This window comes from Orientia tsutsugamushi, assembly GCF_900327275.1.
GTDB lineage: Bacteria > Pseudomonadota > Alphaproteobacteria > Rickettsiales > Rickettsiaceae > Orientia > Orientia tsutsugamushi.
Window position 1 is genome coordinate 2,146,588 of the sequence record NZ_LS398548.1, and the last position, 24,962, is coordinate 2,171,549.

The 24,962-nt window shown below is 31.3% G+C and carries 19 protein-coding genes, 1 tRNA gene and 4 pseudogenes; 4 read left to right on the forward strand and 20 right to left on the reverse strand.

Translation table 11 applies throughout. The features are described from left to right. The first annotated feature begins 16 nt into the window (after window positions 1–16). Both trbC (DK405_RS11165) and traN (DK405_RS11170) read left to right on the forward strand, forming a co-directional pair. Complete coding sequence (gene trbC, locus DK405_RS11165) at window positions 17–400, forward strand: type-F conjugative transfer system pilin assembly protein TrbC (protein WP_064612674.1); 384 nt, start codon at window positions 17–19, stop codon at window positions 398–400. Then, window positions 397–2,085 (forward strand): conjugal transfer protein TraN, encoded by a 1,689-nt coding sequence (gene traN / locus DK405_RS11170; protein ID WP_064612713.1) that lies wholly within the window; start codon window positions 397–399, stop codon window positions 2,083–2,085. Before trbC (DK405_RS11165) ends, traN (DK405_RS11170) begins: the two co-directional genes overlap by 4 nt. Window positions 2,086–2,094: 9 nt before the next feature. On the opposite strand, the gene DK405_RS11175 is transcribed toward traN (DK405_RS11170), so the two are convergent. The 14 genes and pseudogenes from DK405_RS11175 to DK405_RS12920 all read right to left on the reverse strand — a co-directional run bounded on the left by DK405_RS11175 (window position 2,095) and on the right by DK405_RS12920 (window position 12,638). Continuing rightward, window positions 2,095–2,589, reverse strand: coding sequence for an ankyrin repeat domain-containing protein (locus tag DK405_RS11175; RefSeq protein ID WP_064612712.1), 495 nt, complete (start codon window positions 2,587–2,589; stop codon window positions 2,095–2,097). Window positions 2,590–2,747: 158 nt separating this feature from the next. Then, window positions 2,748–4,442: a conjugal transfer protein TraN gene (gene traN, locus DK405_RS11180; protein ID WP_064612711.1), complete on the reverse strand. Its 1,695-nt coding sequence runs from the start codon at window positions 4,440–4,442 to the stop codon at window positions 2,748–2,750. Beyond that, complete coding sequence (gene trbC, locus DK405_RS11185; RefSeq protein WP_045912829.1) at window positions 4,439–4,822, reverse strand: type-F conjugative transfer system pilin assembly protein TrbC; 384 nt, start codon at window positions 4,820–4,822, stop codon at window positions 4,439–4,441. Before trbC (DK405_RS11185) ends, traN (DK405_RS11180) begins: the two co-directional genes overlap by 4 nt. A 22-nt stretch (window positions 4,823–4,844) precedes the next feature. Continuing rightward, a pseudogene (locus tag DK405_RS11190) lies at window positions 4,845–5,700 on the reverse strand (TraU family protein); the annotation flags it as partial. Continuing rightward, entirely contained in the window at window positions 5,682–5,834 is a 153-nt protein-coding gene (locus DK405_RS14710) for a hypothetical protein (RefSeq protein ID WP_231967822.1), read from the reverse strand. The gene DK405_RS14710 and the pseudogene DK405_RS11190, both read right to left, overlap by 19 nt. Before the next feature lie 22 nt (window positions 5,835–5,856). Beyond that, window positions 5,857–8,085 (reverse strand): TraC family protein, encoded by a 2,229-nt coding sequence (locus DK405_RS11195; RefSeq protein WP_331828139.1) that lies wholly within the window; start codon window positions 8,083–8,085, stop codon window positions 5,857–5,859. Next, window positions 7,997–8,326: a hypothetical protein gene (locus DK405_RS11200; protein WP_064612825.1), complete on the reverse strand. Its 330-nt coding sequence runs from the start codon at window positions 8,324–8,326 to the stop codon at window positions 7,997–7,999. Before DK405_RS11200 ends, DK405_RS11195 begins: the two co-directional genes overlap by 89 nt. Further along, window positions 8,326–8,508 (reverse strand): conjugal transfer protein TraB, encoded by a 183-nt coding sequence (locus DK405_RS14715; protein WP_231967827.1) that lies wholly within the window; start codon window positions 8,506–8,508, stop codon window positions 8,326–8,328. The genes DK405_RS11200 and DK405_RS14715 overlap by 1 nt, the downstream gene beginning before the upstream one ends. A 108-nt stretch (window positions 8,509–8,616) precedes the next feature. Beyond that, complete coding sequence (locus DK405_RS11205) at window positions 8,617–9,660, reverse strand: TraB/VirB10 family protein (protein WP_231967786.1); 1,044 nt, start codon at window positions 9,658–9,660, stop codon at window positions 8,617–8,619. 38 nt (window positions 9,661–9,698) lie between these two features. Next, window positions 9,699–10,029 (reverse strand): annotated as a pseudogene (locus DK405_RS11210) (hypothetical protein). Between the two features lie 231 nt (window positions 10,030–10,260). Then, window positions 10,261–10,647: a hypothetical protein gene (locus tag DK405_RS11215; RefSeq protein ID WP_064613177.1), complete on the reverse strand. Its 387-nt coding sequence runs from the start codon at window positions 10,645–10,647 to the stop codon at window positions 10,261–10,263. After that, a pseudogene (locus tag DK405_RS11220) lies at window positions 10,644–11,195 on the reverse strand (TraE/TraK family type IV conjugative transfer system protein). Before DK405_RS11220 ends, DK405_RS11215 begins: the two are co-directional and overlap by 4 nt. Continuing rightward, entirely contained in the window at window positions 11,195–11,530 is a 336-nt protein-coding gene (locus DK405_RS11225) for a hypothetical protein (RefSeq protein WP_045913081.1), read from the reverse strand. Before DK405_RS11225 ends, DK405_RS11220 begins: the two are co-directional and overlap by 1 nt. A 91-nt stretch (window positions 11,531–11,621) precedes the next feature. Further along, window positions 11,622–12,638: a tyrosine-type recombinase/integrase gene (locus DK405_RS12920; protein ID WP_162563017.1), complete on the reverse strand. Its 1,017-nt coding sequence runs from the start codon at window positions 12,636–12,638 to the stop codon at window positions 11,622–11,624. Window positions 12,639–13,872: 1,234 nt separating this feature from the next. Here DK405_RS12920 and DK405_RS11245 point away from each other — a divergent pair. Then, complete coding sequence (locus DK405_RS11245) at window positions 13,873–15,363, forward strand: carboxypeptidase M32 (protein ID WP_045912768.1); 1,491 nt, start codon at window positions 13,873–13,875, stop codon at window positions 15,361–15,363. A gap of 103 nt (window positions 15,364–15,466) precedes the next feature. Here the strand turns inward: DK405_RS11245 and mgtE are convergent, their stop codons facing one another. The 5 genes from mgtE to DK405_RS11270 all read right to left on the reverse strand — a co-directional run bounded on the left by mgtE (window position 15,467) and on the right by DK405_RS11270 (window position 21,912). Then, a complete protein-coding gene (gene mgtE / locus DK405_RS11250) occupies window positions 15,467–16,834 on the reverse strand; it encodes a magnesium transporter (protein WP_045912767.1) in 1,368 nt (455 codons plus the stop codon). Between the two features lie 30 nt (window positions 16,835–16,864). Then, window positions 16,865–16,954: transfer RNA gene (locus DK405_RS11255), tRNA-Leu, on the reverse strand. Between the two features lie 66 nt (window positions 16,955–17,020). Next, complete coding sequence (gene holA / locus DK405_RS11260; RefSeq protein WP_045912770.1) at window positions 17,021–18,040, reverse strand: DNA polymerase III subunit delta; 1,020 nt, start codon at window positions 18,038–18,040, stop codon at window positions 17,021–17,023. Between the two features lie 19 nt (window positions 18,041–18,059). After that, on the reverse strand, window positions 18,060–20,579 hold the full coding sequence (leuS, locus tag DK405_RS11265; protein WP_045912766.1) for a leucine--tRNA ligase: 2,520 nt from the start codon (window positions 20,577–20,579) through the stop codon (window positions 18,060–18,062). A gap of 619 nt (window positions 20,580–21,198) precedes the next feature. Further along, on the reverse strand, window positions 21,199–21,912 hold the full coding sequence (locus tag DK405_RS11270) for a dioxygenase family protein (protein WP_231967829.1): 714 nt from the start codon (window positions 21,910–21,912) through the stop codon (window positions 21,199–21,201). A 573-nt stretch (window positions 21,913–22,485) separates the two neighbouring features. On the opposite strand from DK405_RS11270, the pseudogene DK405_RS11275 reads away from it, so the two are divergent. Beyond that, window positions 22,486–22,581, forward strand: a pseudogene (locus tag DK405_RS11275) (IS5/IS1182 family transposase); the annotation flags it as partial. Between the two features lie 834 nt (window positions 22,582–23,415). Here DK405_RS11275 and DK405_RS11280 read toward each other — a convergent pair. Further along, entirely contained in the window at window positions 23,416–24,879 is a 1,464-nt protein-coding gene (locus tag DK405_RS11280; RefSeq protein ID WP_045913079.1) for a Ppx/GppA phosphatase family protein, read from the reverse strand. Window positions 24,880–24,962 lie beyond the last annotated feature (83 nt).

Sequence of the window (24,962 nt, forward strand, 5' to 3'; positions counted from 1 at the left end):
AAGCTTGGAGAGGAATATGGTTATACGAGTAATGATGTTGATGGTTTTATTATTTGTTAATAATGCTAATGCTTTTTTTTTGGATCAGCAAAAAACTTTTATTTTTGTCTCATTTTCAATGAGTGATGAGGCTTTAAAAAGCTATTTTGCTGAATCTCAAAAGGCTGGAGCTCAATTAGTGATGCGTGGGTTAATTAATAACTCATTTATACAAACAAAGAATAAAACTATGGAGCTTGGTATTAGCTTCGATATAGATCCTAGCTTGTTTGAGAAATATAAGGTTGATGTTGTACCAGTGATAGTAATAGATGATGAAAAAAGAGGATTAACCAAGAAATTAACTGGCCACATTCCTTTAGCAACCGCATTAGAAATTATGAATGAGAATACTCAATGAGATTATTATCTATATTAACTTTAATAACGCTCAATATTAGCAGTTGTATAGCTTCAATGCAAAGCAGTTATAATGAAGCTAGCAACTATAATGTAAATCTTGGAAATTCTTCAAATACACAAGAATTATTTCATCAAGGTAGTAATGTCAATTATCCTAATAATGATGAGGATTTAACCTATCATGGCCGTAATCAGCTTGGTACAGAAAGTGGGGCAATGTTATTTCAAGCTGAAAACAGTAAAAACAATGCCTTAACTCAACATAATATCAACGATCAAAATTATATGATAGCTAATTCAATGAGAATTGAATCTGATCCTTTAAGTGCCCTTGATAGCAGTAACTTCGTAACTCAGACAAGTACAACTAATACTGAAATTATTCAAAGTTGTACTGAAGGCAGTAAGTTCAATATTGAACTTATTCGAGAATTAAATGTTGAGTGCAGATTAGAGAATGTATGGCTTCCATGGCAAAACCGGCAAATGGAATTTGCAACAGAAAAAATAAAGGAGAATCATAGTAATTGGCTTAAGAGTCGTAGCGATGTCTATGATGAATCAGGTGCGCAAATATACTGCCTAGTAGATGATCCCGAAGCAATTGAAAGACAAATGAAATGGGCTATTGTTAATAGGCTCGGTGTACCTACACAGCATATTGGTAGAAATTTTTTATTAGAAGTAAATGAAAAAATATGTATACTTCACTATGACTACAGAGATAAGACTCAAGAACTAAGGAAAGTAGCAGAATATTGGAAAGTTTTAAACCCTGAACTTGAGCAATTAACAGAAAGTAACGAATGCTATGAGGTCAATAGAATCAACTATGATGGTGGTGATAGAGTATTTTTTGACAAGTTTAAAGTCAATCGTCCATATTGGAAACAAAAGATTGTTTTTTCTTGTACTAGCGATCCAAAAGATGGTTGCAAACACCTTAAAATACAAAATTGTGAATTAAAAAACAGCACTTGCCAAAAATCGGTAGCAAATATTTGTTTACTCTGGCAGCACGATTATAGCTGTTCAACTGAGAAGCAAACAATGCTACACTCATCGTTGCGTAATAACTCGATCTTTTGTTTAGGAGGTAATTGCAACACTCCGACTATTATACCAAACAGGGATATAGCTAAAGTAGCTCATCTAGCAATGCTAAATCAGATGAGCAAGGACATTAAAACAAATCCCGTTTCTGTATTTTCAGGTAAACATCGCAAATGCAAAAAAGATGTATTTAGTTTTTTGAATTGCTGCTCTTCAATGACTGGCTGGGGGCGTGATATAGGCTTATCGCAATGCAAGTCTAAGGAACAAGAATTAGCTCTATATAGAAAAAAAGGTTACTGCTACTATATTGGAACCTACTGTTCTTCAAGAATTCCGATATTAGGTATTTGCTTAGCTAGAAAGTCTACTTACTGCTGCTTTCAGTCGAAACTTGCTAGAATTTTTCAGGAAGAAGCAAGAAAACAGCTAAAAATAGACTTTGGTACACCTGAATGTCCAAATTGTAGAGGCCTTACTGTTAAGGAATTACAAAAAGTTGATTTCACTAAAATCAATATGGACGAACTATTTGGTGATATACTCACTAAGGCTCAAAACAGCATGAACAAAGACATTATTGCAGGAATCAAAGATAAAGTTCATCGTATGCAACAAAGTCGTTATTAAATACTATAGCTAGTTCCTATTACACAAAAACTCTACTAGATCTTTGCTGCCACTTCGAGCAGCAAAGTGTAAAAGAGTTTTACCATAATCATCTTGTAAATTAATATTAGCTACACTATTAGGCAGAATCTGCATTATTATATCATTCATACCATGGCAAGCAGCGACATGTAGAGGAGTCCTACCATCCCTATTTTGTGCATTAATATTAGCATTTTTATCCAATAAAAGATATATTATATCTACACGGTTATACCAGATAGCAACATGTAAAGGGGTGGCACCATAACCTCTTTGCTCATTTGGATCAGCTCCACTATCTAACATAAGCCTCACTAGATTTATATCATCATTTATAACAGCCTCATGTAAAGTAAACCCAATACCATATAATGCATTGATAATGTCACCAGCATTATATTGTGCTAGAAGCTGCTTTACCCTTTCTACATTACCCTCTGCGGAGGCATGACGGAATTCAAGCAATAAATCATTATTATTCATTAGTTTTTCACCATATTTAATATACAATAATCATACACATTTTATGTATTTTATTATTATACATTAAAAAAAATTAATATAAAGTAATATACAATACAATAATTACTAATACAATTAGTAATTATTGTATCTACTACTCTGCAAGTTCAATAAGTACCTCAATAATGTTGTATTTGTTGTATACGATGAACTTTATCTTTGATGCCTGAAATAATGTCTTTGTTCATGCTGTTTTGAGCCTTAGTGAGTATATCACCAAATAGTTCGTCCATATTGATTTTAGTGAAATCAACTTTTTGTAATTCCTTAACAGTAAGGCCTCTACAATTTGGACATTCAGGTGTTCCAAAGTCTATTTTTAGCTGTTTTCTTGCTTCTTCCTGAAAAATTCTTGCAAGTTTTGACTGAAAGCAGCAATAAGTAGACTTTCTAGCTAAGCAAATACCTAATATTGGAATTCTTGAAGAACAGTAGGTTCCAATGTAATAGCAGTAACCTTTTTTTCTATATAGAGCTAATTCTTGTTCTTTAGATTTGCATTGTGATAAGCCTATATCACGCCCCCAGCCAGTCATTGAAGAGCAGCAATTCAAAAAACTAAATACATCTTTTTTGCATTTTCGATGTTTACCTGAAAATACAGAAACGGGATTTGTTTTAATGTCTTTGCTCATCTGATTTAGCATCGCTAGATGAGCTACTTTAGCTATATCCCTGTTTGGTATAATAGTTGGAGTGTTGCAATTACCTCCTAAACAAAAGATCGAGTTATTACGCAATGATGAGCGTAGCATTGTTTGCTTCTCAGTTGAACAGCTATAATCGTGCTGCCATAGTAAACAAATATTTGCTACTGATTTTTTGCAAGTGCTGTTTTTTAATTCGCAATTTTGAATTTTAAGGTGTTTGCAACCATCTTTTGGATCGCTAGTACAAGAAAAAACAATCTTTTGTTTCCAATATGGACGATTGACTTTAAACTTGTCAAAAAATACTCTATCACCACCATCATAGTTGATTCTATTGACCTCATAGCATTCGTTACTTTCTGTTAATTGCTCAAGTTCAGGGTTTAAAACTTTCCAATATTCTGCTACTTTCCTTAGTTCTTGAGTCTTATCTCTGTAGTCATAGTGAAGTATACATATTTTTTCATTTACTTCTAATAACAAATTTCTACCAACATGGTGTATAGATGCACCAAGCCTATTAGCAATAGCCCATTTCATTTGTTTTACAATTGCTTCGGGATCATCTGCTAGGCAGTATACTTGCGCATCTAATTCATCATCATAGACATCGCTACGACTATTAATCCAATTACTATGATTCTCCTTTATTTCTTCTGTTGCAAATTCCATTTGCCGGCTTTGCCATGGAAGCCATACATTCTCTAATTTGCACTCAACGTTTAATTCTCGAATAAGTTCAATATTGAACTTACTGCCTTCAGTACAACTTTGAATGATTTCAGTATTAGTTGTACTTGTCTGAGTTACGAAGTTACTGCTATCAAGGGCACTTAAAGGATCAGATTCAATTCTCATTGAATTAGCTATCATATAATTTTGATCGTTGATATTATGTTGAGTTAAGGCATTGTTTTTACTGTTTTCAGCTTGAAATAACATTGCCCCACTTTCTGTACCAAGCTGATTACGGCCATGATAGGTTAAATCCTCATCATTATTAGGATAATTGACATTACTACCTTGATGAAATAATTCTTGTGTATTTGAAGAATTTCCAAGATTTACATTATAGTTGCTAGCTTCATTATAACTGCTTTGCATTGAAGCTAAACAACAATTGATGTTCAATATTATCAAAACTAGTACTATAAGTTGCTTCATGGAGTATTCTCATTCATAATTTCTAATGCTGTTGCTAAAGGAATATGGCCAGTTAATTTCTTGGTTAATCCTCTTTTTTCATCATCTATTACTATCACTGGTACAACATCAACCTTATATTTCTCAAACAAGCTAGGATCTATATCGAAGCTAATATCAAGCTCCATAGTTTTATTCTTTGTTTGTGTAAATGAGTTATTAATTAACCCACGCATAACTAATCGAGCTCCAGACTTTTGAGATTCAGCAAAATAGCTTTTTAAAGCCTCATCACTCATTGAAAATGAGACAAAAATAAAAGTTTTTTGCTTGTCCAAAAAAAAAGCATTAGCATTATTAACAAATAATAAAACCATCAACATCATTACTCGTATAACCATATTCCTCTCCAAGCTTTATAAATCAAAGCAAACAACAATCTCTTTTTCGCCAAATCAAGTAACCAAAATCTTCACCATTAACTGGAAATTCTCTACCAGCTTGCCATGTAGCTTCTGTTTGACCTATGTTCTTGCAAGATTTTGTTTCTGGAATTGGATAAGTCATTTGTAGTCGATATTGGCTTTTCTTCATGATAGGCATAGGATACTTACCACATAGGCCTTTATAACCATAATATCCCCATAACATCAGCTGCCTATGCATCTTAGCCATAAACTTACTTACCATTAATACAGACGTTCCAACTCCACCATTATGAGCAGTAGCTGTTCCAGTAAAAGGGTAAAGCATTCCTTGACATTCGGCCCACCAAAAAGCATAATCACTTGCTAATAAACCAGCGCTACAACTCATGCAATCAGCTATACATGCTTGATAAGCAGCTACATTTTGAAACAACAGCGTTTCCGAATTTAAAATCGCAGATTTAGCATCGTCACTCCATAATGGATCAAACTCTGTTAAATATGCTATATCGACTGCAGCCATTTCCAGACAAATAAAGTCAAGCAAAATCTCTAACCAATAAATCATTGAGTAGACATACCAATGAATGTGGTAAAAAGCACTTCCTTCAGCCTCATCTTTCATGCCTTTTTGAGTAGCACTTCCAAATGATACCCCACAAGACTTACCATACACATTGGTGACTTTGTAACATCTACAAGGCGTACTGGCTCCAAAATCCAACAGGAATACCAGGCATAGGCACTGGAATCCCTGGTTTTGGACAAAGGCATATAAGTCTACCAGAAGCATTAGTATCAGGCATTGAACTACTAACTACCTTAAATCCAGCTATAGTATAGGGCTGTAAATAGCTATTTCACTATAATACGGAGGATTTGAATGTACAGATTGCAGTAAATTTAGTTTCCAATCCTCATCAACAAAGCCTGCAAGCTTAGGATTAGCTCGCATAGCCTTAAATGATTCCGAATTTTGCTTCAAAATTATCTTATGCGATGAGTTCTCAAATGCCTTTTTCAGACGCTGAACCCTCTTGACGAAAGTAATCCGTGAGTTGCTGAGTAGCTAAAGCAATCGATCCATTATATTTTCGAGCTATTCTTCCAGCTTCTTCAATAAACTCTCCTGAACGCTTTCCAGCTAAGAGATTCCAAGCTTCATCTATCATAATTAAAAATGGTCTACTTCTATCTCCCTTAACCATTGTTTGATTAATATGAACAATCATAATCTGTACAATCACAGCTAACAGCTCTGGTACAGAGCGTAGATGATCTGTTTCAATCACTACTATGTCTGAATTCAAGGATAATTGCGCCTTACCACTAAAAAATCTTCCATGTTGACCATCTTTAGTAAAAGGAAAGAGCATATTTCCAAGCTCTTTAGCATATGATTCTTCTCTATTTGATAACCAGTCTGCAATATCGGTAATTTCAGCTTTAGCTCCCTTTTTTTGCCAGACTGATATCAAAGCCCTCTGTAGCATTGGTTGTTGTAAATCGCTTGTTCCATACTGTGGAGCAGCCATAGTAGCTAAAATGGATGGAAAGTTAGATAAAAAATCCGATCTAGCTTCTATAGACTTTGCGCTGTCATCCTCTGGCACCTCTGAAAATGGATTAATTGATACAGGATTTTTCATGTCGAATTCTATGTATCTACCACCTAGAATCAAGCATGTACGCTTAAACGATCTTCCGTAATCAAGAACAAAAACTTTACCACCAACTCCTAGAACAGATAGCATTAATTCTTGCATGAAAACAGATTTTCCAGAGCCTGGAACTCCAGCTATACAAAGGTTAAAGTTCTCATTTGGAGCTGCTGCATTCTTATTTAATGCAGGTAATAAAGCTCCACCAAAAGGAGACCAGTACATTATTTGACCTCGTCTTCCAGCTAGCAACATACCTGGAGAACTTAAATCACCTTTCCATTCACCGATTATTGGTAATAATACTTTACTCTCTACAGAAACAGTTTTTATGCCTCTACCTAAGCTAGAAAGCGCTACTCCAACTCCTGATGTTTTTTGACCCAATATACCTTTTGGGCCTTGCTCGACTAACTGCATTGGTAAGGCTGCTAATAACACGGCTACATGATCATATTTGCATGGAACAAAATACCATCCACTGCGTCTTAACATCGAACAAAAAGCCGATGCAGATTGCTTAGCTTTCTTTGTTTTATCAAACATGATAACATTGAAGTGAATATTAACAACTCTATCACCGCTCTGTAGAGCAGCCACTACACCGGCTAAATCAGCAGCTTCTTGCTGTATGTCAGGAAAAAATTTGCCCATTCCTGCATTAATATTTCTTTCTAGTGCCTCTCTTTTAGTTATGGCAGCAGTCCTTTCCATTGCTTGATTTGGTAAAATTTGCAGACCAAAATGAATCAGGAAATTTGATTTTATATATTCATCACGACGCATTTCATTGCCTAAAAACAGATCCATAGCAGATATTTTCCACTCTGCAGGCCTCTTTCTTGCTTCTAGACTGATAAATATTTGATCATCATTTACATTTACACAATCATCATTCTCAAATAACGAAAAATCTCCACTTAGAATTTGTTCAGACAATATTTCATACTGGTTAATATTTGAATGTTCTTCTTCAGGCCAGCCAAATATTACTCTCAAAAACTTTAATAATTGCTGTGCATTCACATTTTCAGTACTTAATCCAATGGACCTAAACGTATCTTTTAAAGCATCTCGTCTGCGAATCATATCATCGATATTTGCATTTAAATTAGGTATAGTAACTGAAATTAACAATACTACATCCTTTATAGAACCTATTTTTTGAGCTTGATCACGTAAAAATTCTGTTCTTTTATTAGCTAACTCAATAAATATCTCTCCTTTACGATATGACTGCCAGTTGCTTAAAAAATTCTCTATATTATTACTATCAAGCATCAAGACTTGAAGGCTACTTTCACCAGGTAAATTTTCATCGCTTTTCAGAAATTCAGCAATTTCATTTTGAGCAGAAACACTAGCTTCAGCCAATGGCCATGCAAGCAATACAAAACCTATTGAACCACGATTAAAGAATAGCTGAGTCTCATCATCATATGATTCATAGACAAAGTGTTTAGAAAATCTTTCTCGATCAAAATCCTTATGTATGCTTGCGTTCACCTTGACTCTGTTTTGATTTAAATAAATTAATAAGATATTTTTTTGGTTTTTTCTGCGACTTGTTAACAACATCTACGCCTTGAACTGCTTTAGCTTGCCTGTAGCATAGAATACAACGTCTTTTTGATTTAGTTTTGGATGTTTCAACTTTCTCAAGATTATCAATATCAAAAGCGCCTTGAGCAACCATATTCTTTATTTCGTATAAAGACTTACATTTTAGCCCTTTAGGAATTTTACAATCAAAAGTACTCCTGTAAAAGAAACTGGTTAGGCTCATACAGCACAATAGCAATAATAAAAACTTCATTATAAATACTCCTCTAACTTTTGTGATTGATCGAATTTATTATGCAAATTAACTTTTTCATTGTTAGTTGATTGTGAATAAGTTAAATTATGCGGCTTCTTCTTGTGCTCAAGTAAGTCAAAACCTTTTTTAAATACAACATCGATGACTCTACCTGAGGCAACAACAATGACTTGGCTCATGGAATCAGCTCGCTTTATAGCAAAATCAGCCAGCTTATCAAAAGCATTGCTAGCTCCAGAGTAAGCTCCAAACTGAAACGCATCTCCAACACTTAACTCTGATTGCCACTAACCTGGAGTCATTATATTTAACGTTGAAGCTGTTGTCATATCAGGTTTAATAGCCTTAGCTTGCAGAAACTTAGCAATATTGCTAAATACTCCATTTAATGCAGCCATTCTTACTACTTTAGACGATTTATCTACCACGATTCCTTTAATTCCAGAACGTCCATCTTCACCTATCAACCAGCCTTCCACCTTTTTCTCGATAATATCTCCTTGGTTATTGACTACTGAAAGAGTTTCGATGCGACATTTAGCTCTCTCTGAGGAAATCTCTCCATTACATGATCCAATTAAAATCGCCTTTTTGATTTGATCAGTTTTATATTCATCATAAAGAATAGCTGTATCTAATAGCTGCAGAACAATTGGTTCTGGTGATGAAGAGCTGTTTGTTCCTGTGCCTACAACGACTTCAATAAGCAGGACAGCTCTAGCAGAACTACCGCTAGTAACATAGTTCTCAACATTTTTTTTTTGCTCAGATTCAGCTCTCCTAAGATTTACATAAGGCTTTACTACTACAGGAGCTTGCTCTGTTTTGTTATCATGTGGTGAATTTGAAATATGATGATTAAGATCAGCACTGAACTCATCACTATCATTATTATATAGAAGTTGCTTAGGCTGATTCTCCAATATCTCAAGTTTTTGGTTAAAATTATTAATTTGGGCTGTAGTTTCTAAATATCTGCTTTCTATTACACTTTCAAATCTATCTTTTAATGTTTTGACTTCATTAAGTATTTCTTCTGTCCATTTTGCTCTCAAATCTACAGCTTGTTCTATTCCAGAAATCGCTTCTCTTGACTCACGATTTTCAATAAAAATTATAGATTCTTTCGTTTTACCACTTTCAGATAAAAAATATGAAACAACCATTATTGTGATGCTTATAAAAGTTAAGGCAATTACTGGCTTTCTACGAATGATATTTGTTAATTCTGATAACTTGCTATTAGGCCTAACAGATTCAGCCTTTGGTTTATCATTTAGCTCTAAATCTTCTTCTTTTGTATTATTATTGTCTGAATTGTCCTGTTCCACTATTCCTCCGCTTTTTGAATGTTAATGTTTCTACCTTATCAATTAATTTTCATACCACTGGCAATTCACTAGGTAAAAGCCTAAAATAACACCAATTGCTACCATTACTCCTGCAAGCTTTATATTCCCTCGTGCTACAGCCCAAATCGATGATAAAATAGTTGCGCTTGATATACCTATTGTTTTTAGTTTTCCACTAAAAAGTCCGTCTATTTTATTAAGCTGCCCTTCAAGAGTATCAGCTAATCCTGGCTCAAAAGAAAAAACACAAGCAGTAATTATAATTAACAGTCCTACAACTACATTATTCCACTGTATTCCAAATGTAGGTTTTAGCATATTTAGTCGAGATTTTTGATATATGAACATTGTTATTGCTTATTAGTAAATTTTGCATTATTCTCCTAGTGCTAGTGAATTCCATGATCAATGAAATTTTACTTTGAAGTGGTTTTAATAAGCTTGATTCAGAGCGGGCAAGTCTTTGAAGTAAAAACTAGCACTTTAAGCCAGTTTTATTTTTTCTTAGTATTTCTACTTTGTTTTTTAGAAAGTTTTGCTGTTAATTCTTTTGTATTAAGGTCATTACTGAACAAATTGTTATTGTTTTGAATTATCCTTTTCCTCTATTTTTGTAGCAGCATTAACAAGCATTACAGGGTTTGGAGTTTTTGGAGTAAAAGTTGACATTAAATCTTGAATTGTTTTATATTTTCCTATTACCATTAAATAAACTTTGTTTTCTTCTGCTCGTGGAGCAATAAACAAACATCCAGACTCATGAACTATACCTTCAACTGTGTTTTGAGGGTACATAAGAATATCATTAATTTTTTCATCTTTAAGATTAATTCTTGTTGGCCCACTATCAGAAATCTCAAGCTTAAGCAGCTCATCATCTTCTAACTCATATTCTACCGCATATATATTATTAACGTTGACTAAAGCAATAAGCCCTATCATAAATCTCAAAACTCTAATACTCATTTTTTTATTCCATTCTCTTTAACACCAGTCAATAACAAAAGGTAATTAGGAGTTCGCTTGTAAGTCAAAAGGTAAGTCTTATCGACAGCTATATGTTTACTATCGCTAAACCAATAACGAAGCGTTCCACTAATTAATACTCCATTCATTTATCACTTCAACATTCTTCGGAAAAAAGACTGAAGATACATTTGAGCCTTTAACAAATTGCAAATGATTCTGAAAAAAATTTTTAAAGATTCAGTATTACTGAATGCCACTTTCATGTCTGCTGTTTGTCTTTCTACCTCATTTGGAGAAGTAGTAAATAAAAATTTCATCACATAAATTGCCCATTCCTTTAAATAGGTTTCATGGTAATTTTTTGATGAAACCATCATTTTACGATCAGGCTCCATTGCTGGAATTAATAACCACTTTTCTTCTTTGGTAATTGCAGCCATTATCGCAATTATATTAGCTGCAGCTAGCAATATAGTTACTGAAAGTAAGCATTTATTATATTTAACCAGCTCTTGTATAGCATTTTGCTTAAAGAGATGATTCATTATTTGCCAACTTTTTTGCCCAGAAGTCTTGAATATCCTAATGGAGCTGGCAATAAACCTTTAGCTACTAAAAAACTTTTTAGCAAAAAATTCTCCGGTACCTTCTTAAATTTCTTAAAGCAATAACATAGAGCAATTCCTCCAACCATAAATGCTAGGCCTAATTTAGCATGCCTGCTGTTTAGTAGTACAATTCCTGGAGCTACTCCAGCTAGCACTACTCCCCATTCGTCAATGCTCAAACCCATATACTTCAACGGCCTCGATAATGCCCAACATAATTTTTGATTTTGCATAATCACCTTTAGCCGCAATTGTAGCATGAGATTTCTCATTCTACTACTGTGATTTTCAAAAATTTACAAAATCTAATGTAGAGTAACTACTTAGCTAAGTTGTTGTCAATTTTTCTTCTCCACAACTTAATTATGGCACTATTCCAGATAGTATCTCGTTTAAACAAATATTGGGACCGAATATACTCAGCATATTTTCGACAACTTTATTTGTAGCGATTTTTGCCTTAGCTAAACTATGTACAATATAAATTTTAGTTATGTTAGTATCACTATGTCCTAGTATTTGAGATATTGTATCTAGTGTTTCACCATTATTTTTCATCCAAGTTGCAAACGTTCTTCTAAGATCATGTATTGTTACATTCTGTATTCCGGCTTTTTTTCGAATCTTAGCCCATGCTCGCTGCATTGTTGAACTTGATATGTGTTTACTATTGTCTGCTGAACTTGGAAATACCCATTCACTTTTTGAGCATAGTTTTCTGGTTTGCAATACTTCTATTAATTTATCTGCTAACCCTATATATAGAGTTTTACCATTTTTAGTCTTAGTTTTTGGTATACACCATATTTTTTCGCTAAGGCTTATCTCGTCCCATCTCATTGCTAATATATTGCCACTACGAGCTGCTGTGAATAAAGCTGTAAATAAAAACAGTTTTTCTGATATCTTTGATTGTTTTTGCTCTTCTGTTAATTGACTATTTTCTTTCTCTGCCAGCACTTTCATGACTCTTTCCATTTCTTCACTTGTTACATATCTAGATCTTGATTCCTCTTTGTGCCTTTTTATTCCACATACAGGATTCTTTTCTATTAATCCCCACTCTATAGCCTTATTAAATATAGGGCTTAACAGTTTTAGAATACTGTTTGCTGTTACATAGTGTTTCCTTGCTGTTATTTCATCAAAAATTTTCTGAATATCTTCTTTGGTAATCTCTGATATCTTTTTATTGTATAAAAATGCTGCATATATCTTTACTCTTTCAGCGGTTCTCTTCCAACTTTTATGATAAAGACTACTATATTCAGTATATTTTACATGCACCTGTCCGAATGTTAGTTCATTCTTTAATTTAAGCCTCTTCTCTCTTTTTTCATTTAATGCTGATTGTGTAAATTTAAATACTTTTACTGGCATATTTATCACCCTTAATTAATTTAAAATTGAAGTAATTAAATAATAACTTATTAATTTTTAAAATTAGCTTAAACTTATAGTCTAAGTATGATTTTTATTTAATAGCAAATACTTTTGTAAAAATAAAAAATATTTTTAAGCGACGTTATCAACTGAAGGTTACTCTGAGCTTATCAACTATAAATTCAAGTTGTTGGATTAAAAATTAGCACTTCAACTAGCCAAATATTAGACATAAATTTCGTTATATTTTCGCAATTAACATCAAGATATTATTGTCATATTGACAAAGAATATTAATACATCTACAGTTAAATTCATGTATCAATTCAAACGAGAATAAACTACATGGCAGATTTTATAAAGCGTATAAAGCTCATAATAGCTCTTAATCTAACTTATTTCTTCTTGTTAGTTAAATCATCTTAAACATGACATGTACAGTCATTATTTCCCTCTTACATTCTGACTTTTCTGCTAACCTTCAGCTCCATCCACGTTACTGGATTTCATCACTACTATGGCTAACTCAGCCATCCTTACACCATCTCCAAAGCCTTATGTTTCACCACTTGTACTTTAAATACTTACTTAATTACGTAAGAGTTATAAGGACTTCTCAAGTTGTGTCATTTTTACAAACTCGCTGATGCCTGCGACCCCGGTGGTTGAAAATTTTTGGATTTTTACTAGTTTGACATCCAATCTTCTTTTGCCTACTATGTGGTAGAACATATCGGCTTCCACAACATCATACTTTCGTGGCTATCACGTTCACCATTTGGTTTCTGCTCGAATATTTCGCTGTCTACGCTTTACTACTGTTGCTACCTTCAGCAGTACAAGACTCGCTATATGGTGGATCTAGCTTCTCCTTTCATAACTGGACTTTCACCAATAAGATTAATTCACCTTATCTTGATTCACCTATCAATCTTGCACTGCAATAGTAGTAACTTAGTGTAAATACTCCTTGCTATATCTCTGCAGCTTATCTTTAAGCAACATCATGTCGTACTTTCTAATATACAATTGAAACATTGACATCAAATGAAGAATTATTCTTCAAAATACCTACATTTTTTTATAAAATTACTATTTCTTTTCCTGATTTTTAACACAAAATCTCTAACATACTTGCTTCATTATACTAACGCAAGATATTTGACTATATGTATTAAATACTGTTTAATATAATAAGGCTTATATAAATTTGTATTGGGAAAACATAGAGATGAAAAATTATTTATTATTAGAAGAAGAAATCAAACAGGTAACTCGAATTAATAACATTATTACATTATTGTATTGGGATCTTTCCACATGTATGCCAGTTAATGCTGGTACAAGTAGAGGAGAAGATATTGCTACTCTAACTACAATAGTATATGACATATTAAGGTCAGATAAAATTTTTGATCTTATAGCTAGAGCTAAAGAAGAAATACCTCAGCTTGATCAATGGCAAACTGCTAATCTAGCATTAATTGAAAAAAAAGCTATAGAAAGTAGATGTATAGATTATAGTCTACAGAAAAAATATATACTTGCAGCAACTCAAGGAGAATTAGTATGGAGACAAGCAAAAAAAGAAAATAATTATGAACTATTTAAGCCTTATTTACAGCAAATACTAACTTGTGTTAAGGAAATAGCTAGCACTAAGTCTAAAATCCTTAATTGTACTATGTATGATAGTTTGATTGATATCTATGACTGTGGCAGAAAAGTAACTGAGATTAAAGAAATTTTTTCTGCTATAAAGAAAACAATACCTAATTTAATTCATAAAATAGTTGAAAAGCAACGAAAAGAAGTAATTTTACCTATTACTAATAAAGTTAGTATTGCAAAACAAGAGCAAATTTGCAAAAGAATTATGCAAATTTTAGGTTTTGATTTCACTAAGGGTAGACTTGATCAATCAGCTCATCCATTTTGCCGTGGTATGTTTGATGATATCAGACTAACAACAAGATATAATGAAGATAATTTTCTTACTGGAATAGAAGCAACTATACATGAAACAGGTCATGCATTGTACGAGCAAGATTTCATACCTAAGTATAGGCACCAGTTTGTAGGTCAAAAAAGAAATATGTCGTTACATGAAAGTCAATCATTACTTATGGAAATGCAAGTTGGAAGATCTCAAGAATTTGTTGAGTTTTTTGCTATGATACTTAGAGATGAATTTGATTTTAAAGGTCAAGAATACTCAAGTGATAATTTATATAAAATACTAAACAGAGTTAATCCAAGTTTGATAAGAGTTTATGCTGATGAAGTAACATATCCCATGCATGTAATTTTAAGATTTGAGCTTGAAGAAGCATTAATTAATGGCGATATTACATTAGATGAACTTCCGGCTTATTGGAATGATGGTATGAAAAAATATCTAGGTATTAGCCCTACTTCAAATAGTGTAGGCTGTATGCAAGATATACACTGGTCGGCTGGAAAATTCGGATATTTTCCTACCTATACTATTGGTGCTATTATAGCAAGCATGATTATGAGAACAATCAAGAGCATTTATCCAAATATCAATTCTGATTTTGCTGTAGGTAGGTTTGATAATTTACATAAGTTCTTAAATCAAAATATTAGGTGCTTTGCTTCGTTATATAAAACTGACGAATTAGTTAAACATGTAACTTTGGAAGATAAAGTCAATCCTCAAATATTTTCTGAATATATTGAAAATAAATATTTGAACTAAAAACAGAAGAATAAGTAAAAATTATATGCTCTATAAACACATACATAAGCATAGAAATGTACCTTGGTTTAATTTAGCAATGGATATACATACAGATAAGATTTTAAACTAAAAATACGTAGGCAATATATAAAAAAGTAATGTAGCCTATAAAATCAGTTAATGCTGTCAAAAATACTGTTGACCCAGCTGCTGGATCCAGTTTAATACTATGTAGTGTTATAGGAATAATAAAGCCTAAAGTGCCAGCAATAATAGTGTTAATTATTACTGTTGCACTAAATGCAATACTAAAATTAAGATTATTATGCATAATCATCATACACAAAAAACTTATTAGTGCTAATAAGAATCCATTAAAGCTACAAATTAATATCTCTCTTATAAAAACCTTAAAAAAGTTAGAATAATTAATGTACTTGTTTGTTAATGCCATAACAGTAATAGTCATAACTTGAGTTCCAGTATTTCCTCCCATAGAAGCGATAATAGGCATTGTAGAAGCAAGTAATATGTATTTACTTATAGTTTCTTCAAAATGAGCAATAGTTTGTGCAATTGTCAATGCGGTAATAAAATTAAAAAATAACCATGGTAACCGATGCTTAGCAGCGCTAAATACATTAGCAAAAAGGCTATACTTTTGTACTCCAGCCAGCTGCATTATATCTTCTTCAGCCTGCTCTTCCAGAATATATAGCATATTATTTATAGAGATAGTTCCAACTAGTTTTCCTATTTTACTAACAACAGGTACAATTGTTAGCTCATAATGCTTAAAAATGTATGACACTTCATTTAAGTCAGTATGAGTATCTACTTTAATATCAGTATTCATAACTTGATTAATTAAACAATCAGGAGAACATTTCAATAATTTAAACAGTGGTAAGTTACCAACAGGCCGTTGCTTAGCATCTACGACAATTGCTGCATAAAAATTTTTACTTGTATTATAAGACGCAACATAGTTTATTGATTGATCGACAGTCCAATGTTCAGGTAAGCTAACATACTGCTTTTCCATTACTCGGCCAGCTGTATTTTCTGGATAGGTCAACCCTTCAATAACATATTTTTTCTTGTCTGCACTAAGATGAGCCATAATGTTTTGTATTATGTCATCATCAAGATCTTCAATAAATCCTATAATATCTTGAGTTTCTAATTCCTGTAATAAACTTGCAGTTTTTCTAAATCCTAATATTTCTACAATTGAAATTCTACTATCATAACTTAGCCCTTCTAATGCTTGCTTTTTAAGATCATCAGGCGCTAAATCAAGAATTTTTTTATGAAACTTCGCAGGAGCTTGTTCAAATAGTTCAACGAAGTCTGCATAATGCATATTCTGCAGCTTAAGCTTAACCTCAGCAAAATCATTGTTCATGATTAAATTGTAAATCTTGTTATAATCCATAGGACTCTTAGACAGCACTATATTGTTATAACCATCTTGATTTACCATCATGATTCCTCACTTAAATTGCAAGATAAGAAATGGTGCGGCTGAGAAGACTTGAACTTCCACTCCAGATTAACAAGAACAGCACCCTCAATGCTGCGCGTCTACCGATTCCGCCACAACCGCCTGAATCATTAGATATCAAATTATTAACTAATAATCAACTATTATGTATATTTTTTTTGCAACAAATTATACTAATGTAGTAAATTCAAAACTCAAACGCAATTTATGTGTTATTTTCAAAAAAACTACTTCAATAATGTTATTGATATAATGATGTGTTGTCTTAACTGATAATTCCGCCATGTATAATTCATTCAATGTATGCAATACGTTATTTAATGTCTTAGTTTGTGCTATTAGTTGAAAATCTTGAACATATTTAAAAAATATGGGAGGTTGAATTAATTTAACAGCTTGTTCAATACTAACTCCATGTTCTCTTTTCATTAAAACAATATACAGGTTAATATAGTATCTAATTAGTGCTCGTAACATCCAAACATCTGGTATATTATTATTCCTTATCTTTTCTACTTCTTTAAAAAAATTCATTGCTAGTCCCTTGGCGAAATATATGCACATAAGATCAGCTGTTCCAAGTATTTCTGAGCTAATGCATTTATTTACTTCCTGCTTACTAATAGTATCGCAATCATGACAATACAGTATAAGCTTATTAATTTCATTAATATAACAGTACTTATCTCCATAAGCAGTATTAGAAAAATATACTGCTGCTTCTGCCGTAATATTTTTGCCTGCTTTATTTACAATTTGTGATAATAATTTCTTTATATCTTGGCTATTTTCTGTATAACATCCTAGTGCTGCAAGATATTTTTGAGTTTCAAACCATTGTCTAGTTGTAGAGGAAGTTGAGAACTCACTGCCTAACATTATTAAAAAATTCTTATTATTGAAAGTTAAAGCTTTTTTTAATGCTGCATTAATATTGCCAGGAGTATTATATATTTTTACTATTTCACGTTGAGAAAATAAGTTATTAGAGTTTAATATAAAAATAAAATCAGCTTCAGTAAGCTCTCTATAATCGTATATTCTAAGATTAGCATTGAACAACTTAATAATTTCCTGACACCGGTAATCAATTAATCCATGATCATTACCGTAAACTGCTATCGCTCTAATATCTCCTTTTTTAATATAAGACCATAATGCAGCAATATTATAAGACGTGAACTTCACTAGTAATAATCCTATATTATCATACAATTATATTGATCAATTTATTTGGAATAAAAATACATTTTCTTACTTCTTTATCGCCAATGTGCTTTTTTACCTGTTCTAATTTTAAAATTGCAGACTGCACGTCATGTTCTGGAGTATCAATTAGACAATTATATAATGATCTTAACTTACCATTAATTTGTATAGCAATAGTAACATGCTCTTCTTCATGAATATATTTTTCTTCATATTTAGGCCATGGTAATTCAACTAGCATTTTCTCTCCGTCTGAAAGCAAACTCCATATTTCCTCTGATAAATGTGGAATAAATGGATTAAACAATCTTATTAAAATTAAAAAACTCTCTTTTTTTTGAACTGTTAATTCAGACATTTTAAATATAAGATTATATAATTCTCTTAATCTAGCTATAGCTTTATTTAGCCTGCAACTTATAATATCTTGTGTAACGTTTTTAATAGTTTTGTGCGTTTTGCTAAGCAAAACTTTATCAATTTTATTATCAGTTAAATTTATATTCTTAAGCTTCAATGCAAAGTTATATAACTTTTGAATAAATTTATAACAACCTTCAATGCCTTCAGTTGACCATTCTAAATCTTTTTCAGGAGGTGTATCTGATAAAACAAACATACGTGCTACATCAGCGCCATATAGCTTAAGTACCAATTCTAAATCTACAACATTCTTTTTAGACTTGCTCATCTTTTCTAATTTACCTACTGTCACATATTGTGAATCTGCCTTACATCTTAATTTCCCATTTGAATCAACTTCAACTTCATTTGGATACAACCAATTATTACTTTGATCCTGATAAGTTCTATGCAGAACCATGCCTTGAGTTATCAAAGATGTAAAAGGTTCTTGAATATCTATATACTTCAGATCATACATTACTCTAGTTATAAATCTAGCATATAATAAATGCATTACTGCATGCTCAATACCTCCAATATATTGATCTACTGGTAACCAATATTTTGCAGCTTTAGCATCTACCATATCATCACTCGTAGAATTACAAAATCTAGCGAAATACCAGGATGATTCAAAAAAGGTATCAAATGTATCTGTTTCTCTAACTGCATCTAGGTAGCACTTAGGACATTTAACATATTTCCAGGAAGGATGATTATCTAATGGATTGCCTTTACCAGTAAATTCAACTCCATGTTCTGGTAATATTACTGGCAAGTCCTCATAAGGTACTGGTACTGCTCCACAGCTTTTACAGTGGATAATCGGAATAGGACATCCCCAAAATCTTTGCCGAGAAATCCCCCAATCTTTCAATTTGTAATTCGTAACTTGTTGTCCTATATTCTTGTGCTGCAGTTCATTAATGACTTTTTGCCGAGCTTCAGTAGTAGTTAATCCATTCAAATGAAATGAGTTAATCATTATTCCATCACCTACATATGCTTCTTTAAGCACATCAATATTTCTTTGAGTTGAGGTTATGACCTGCTTGATATTCAACTTTAATAATTTTGCAATCTCATGATCCCTCTCATCGTGTGCTGGACATCCAAATAATGCTCCAGTTCCATAATCCATTAAGACAAAATTACTAAGAATTACTGGCAATTCTATACTACTGTTTAGTGGATGAATTACCTTAAGATTTGTTAGTACAGCAAGTTTACTCATTTTATCAATATTAACATTTGAGGTGCCAACATTACTGCATTTATCAATAAATTCTTGAATTTCTGGTGTGATATGTACATATTGCTGCACTAAAGTATGATTATAACTTAATGCTATAAAAGAAGCTCCAAACAAAGTTTCAGGCTTAGTTGAAAATACCTTAATTGAAGCTTCTATTCCTTTAAGTTGAAAATCTATATTAATTCCTTTTGACTGACCAATCCATTTTTTTTGCATTGTTTTTACACTTTCTGGCCAACTTTGTAAGCTATCAAGGCCTTTTAATAAAGCATCAGCATAGTTAGTAATTTTAATAAACCACTGCTTTAAATTACGATATTCAATTATTGCTCCTGATCTCCATCCTTTGCCATTAATTACTTGTTCATTAGCAAGAACTGTTTGATCAACAGGATCCCAATTAACTAATGATTCTTTTTGATATACAAGACCTTTTTTCAGCATTTCAAGAAAAAATCTCTGTTCATGAACATAATATTGTGGTGAGCAAGTAATTATTTCGCGACTCCAATCATAAGACAATCCAATTGCCTTAAGTTGTTGCTTCATAACATCAACGTTGCTATTTACCCAACTATTTGGGTGAGTATTATTTTGCATAGCAGCATTTTCGGCTGGTAGTCCAAATGCATCCCAACCCATAGCATGCAATACATTATGCCCTTGAGATCGTTCAAACCTCGCAATAACATCACATATTGTATAGTTACGTACATGTCCTACATGAGCCTTACCAGATGGATAAGGAAACATAGGTAATATATAACGTTTGATCTTATTTAAAATCTCTTTTACTTTAAATACCTCATTCTGCTCCCAGATTTCTTGCCACTTTTTTTCAATTTTTACTAAGTCCATAAAATTTTTCCATAAATAGCTTACTTAATAAATGCAAATTTTAGTTTTTTGCAATATGTTGGAATACCATACTTGTACTTGCTAATTCTTGATTAGCTTTAATTATAATACTATATAATACATTTTTTAATGAGTAAAAATTTTTATGAGCAGTACTAAATGCAAGTACCGCTTATTTTATTTTTTCTTTACTATACATTCTTGCTCTCATGATGTAACTATCTTTATTTATGCTATATTTCGTCAGCTTTTGTTTAAGGAACTACATTTATTTACTAGTCTTCATTAAAATATGAAAACATATTTATTAAACATAGAGGATAAGCATTTATTAAATATGTTTCTTAATTGATTCTGTAAAAGACATCTGCAGTTAGAGCATACTAAACATAGCTCTTCTATTCCTGCAAGTTATTCTATCTCAAAACTTAATTCCAATCTTATCTTCTCTTCTTTATCTCCATCTCACTTATCCTAACCTAGCGTTTTGAGTATTCCAAAGTTATATGTAGTCTATCTTCTAATTCGAACTTATTCACTTTCAATTTTGTCCATTTTTAACACTATGCTTTTTATATCAATATAAATTTAAAGCTTAGATTAACTTTTTTGGACTATTTTAATTTGCATTATGTTTAGTACTAGCATGTAGAATATATCTCCTTAGTTTACTTGCTAATGGCATGACTAGTGTTACATGTTCTACAATAAAATAGTTGTCAATATTATTGTAGAGCATATGATCATTACATGATATCTTAAATCTTATATCATTCTTGATTATATGTACTGTTTGTAAACTGCCAAGCTCTGTATGTTCAGCTCTGAAGTTAAAATGAGGTAAAATATTGTGTACTGCAGCAGGATAGATAGTAATAAAATAAAAATTACCGTTGTTATTCGTGGTGGTAACACCTGAACCAGTAAAAGTACTCTCTAAATTATTATTACTAATTAGAGATTGATCAATAGAATTTTTGAGAGGAGTATATGGATACTTACCATTACTATCAACTTGCCATAGATAGACTTTTGCATCAGGAACTGGAATACAATGCCTATCAATGACAGTGCCTTTTATAACTACTATTGTACCTTTGATATGAGGATTTTGTCCAACTTGCCGTAATAAATTATTTGTGATACTGAAAACTTCTGGCTCATAATTATTGGTGACTTGGCATGAGTGAATCTCATTACTATAGCTTATATTAATATATGAATTTGATTTGTTGTTATAATTAGTAATGCTATTTGCTTGTATATTGTTAATTGCTAGATAGCAAAACATCAATAACCTTACCCACTTCCATTTAAGGTCGATTATGTTCAATATATCTAATTTAACCATTTATAAATATATGAAATCCATTTTACTATCAATAACAGATACTTTATCATATTTGTCATATTGCATCAATATTTAATTCTAATAATATTAGATATAACGTTTTCAAAGCATAATTGAATTTATCCTCTTCAAAATATAAAAATTCACTAAATAATTTGCCAGATAAGACTTTAAAAATAACTTAAGCTATAGATAGCGTTTATTGCCTTTGGTAATTTTAACTGTCATTATTTCGCCGTTATTATTAATTATAAATGTTAGATTAAGATAAGATAAAAGCTGAAAAGCATACAAAGAGAAAATGTTGAATTATAAAGAAAAATTTTCATAAAAAAGGAATAACCAAACATGAAAAAATATATTATAACAGGATACTATTTAATAGACAATTTTTGCAAGATATATCAATAGAAATAATAAAGATGTATCATCTCTAAATGTATATTCACTTCCACGTTCAATCTCTTGTCCATTATAGTTTGTCATTGTTATTATCCAAAATATTAAATTATTTTAAAAATTATAATAGCCCTCTTTCGAAACTGGTTAACGTAGTTCAAAATTATTGCTGATAAATATCGAAATAGACGTAAAAGATTCAGTCTTAGATTTAATTTGATCTCTGGTATTTATAATTTTGAACTACGTTAACCAGTTTCGAAAGAGGGCTAATGTAATATATTAAAAGAAATAATACATTTTATAAAAAAATTGCAAGTGTTTATAAAATTATTATTTCTTTTAAGGATTTATGTAAAGTATTGATGCTACTAAATATGTTGTATAACAAATAATATTCTTAGAGCAAATAAAGGTATTTGAAACATAACTTGTAATATCTCAATTACTTTTTACATCCATAATTATATGTAAAAATTATTTTCAATAATCTATTCACTTAATATTACTGTACAATATCTTTAGATCTCTAATAGCACTGTTTACATATGCATTATCTACCTTTCTACTAATGTTATCCAAATATATCATTCTTTGTAACTGATATTATACAAATAAGCTACTATAAAACAGTTATAATTGGCTATTACTATGACCTAGCTAGGCCTATCGAAAAGTATATGATATAACTGTTTTATAGTAGCTTAGCTATATCACATTATAACTAAAAATAGTGTAAGATATTGAAAGAGATAAAATAGCAACAAAATATGGCTAATAGTATACAAAGAGCACGTAGAAAATTATGATTTTATAGTATTAACCAGAGTGTAATATAACACAAGTTCAACATAATGAAGAAGTCAAAACTAACTTGTCTTTTGGAATTATCATAATCGTGTCTATAAACTCATTCATTAATATAGTACTTCTTTTGAATGATAAAAAATTTTTTATAGCTGTACCCAAGGTTCTTGGTTGCTATTATTGGCTACTTTAAATCTTTTTAGCATATTAAAGTATGATAACCAAGTGGTTTTTTGACTACTTTTTGCATATCTTACAGCTATTTATCTTTTGCAGAAATTATTGCCGATATGATCTAAGGGAACATATTTTTTTTAACTTTCTAACAACTTTAGTCCAAATCATCTTTGGTAATACAGAAGTAGTACTAAGCTCAATAAATTTATAATTTACTGGTAGTAAAAATGACGGACTTTTTAGAGGATGCCCATCAATATCTTTAGCAATGCTAATTACAGTACCGATAATCATACTATTACAAAAATCTGTTTTTGGCAAAATTTGTTTTGCTATTTTAGTAATACGCAATACTGATTTTGAATCAGAAGCAGCCTTAGCTAAAACTAGAGATAATATTACTCTTTGACTATGACTAAATGGTAAATCTGATGTTAAAATATATTCTGATAAAAAGCTTGCTCTAAACAATGTATTAATCTCTTGAGTATAATTTACAAGAATAATAGATGCTCTAATAATCTGTTCAGTTGCTTCATTAGGTTGTATTAATAATGGTAAAATCATTTTAACATATTGCTCTAAATAACAATCATCTTCCTGCAAATTAACTAATTTAGAACAGTATTTATATAACATGTTATCATTTTTAACAGTATGAAAAAAATTAACAAAGCTATTGTTTAGCTTTTCAACATCTGCAGGTAATTGCTCATTGTTAGGTAAAAAGCAGTTTCGTACATGCACACCTTCCTTAAGCCCATAATTAGAAACTACAACAGTTTTGATATTAAAAACCTCTATTAAAGCTTGTAATATCATTGTTGCATGAGCATTTACTTTAAATTTGCTGCTGCGATAACTTGAATTAATATTTTCTATATTGTCTAACTCAGCAATATATAACAGAATATTATTAGCCTGAACTCTAAAGTTGTGTGTATTAATAAGAGGATAGTTAATAAACATCATATAAAATCTAGTAATAATTCGAAACGCTCCTCCAATCAAATATAGATTTTGATAACCAACATTACTAAATTTTTGAATTTGCTCTTTAATAAAATCAATGCTAATAGTTTTCAAATTATTAAGCAGTTTAGTGCCTAACTGTAATGAAGTACAACTAATAATTTTAGACTGTCGTACTTCAATCAATTCTAAGCTCCCTCCTCCAAGATCAGCTACAATTCCATCTACATCAGGAATTCCAAGCATCAAACCAATAGTAGTTAAATATGCTTCCTGTTCTCCTGAAAGGATTTCTATATCAATTCCATATCTTTGTTGAATAATATCTTTAAATATTAATGCTTTATGATGCCATCTAAGTACAGCAGTAGCAACGCATTTTACATTTTTAACTCCAATACGGTTAAAAATATGTATAAAATGCTCTATAATAAGATATGATTGATGTGTTATATCTATATCATCACATTCTAGTAAGGACCAAATATCGGCTTTAAATTTATCACTGTAAATTTTAGCACTAGCAATATTTAAGTTTTTATATATAGCAGCTCTAATAGCATTTGAACCAATATCCATTACAGCGTAATACATATGTATATTTATATAAATGACTTAGCATTATATATATTATAATATTATAATAATTGGTAGTAATTTCATTTATAACACTGGAA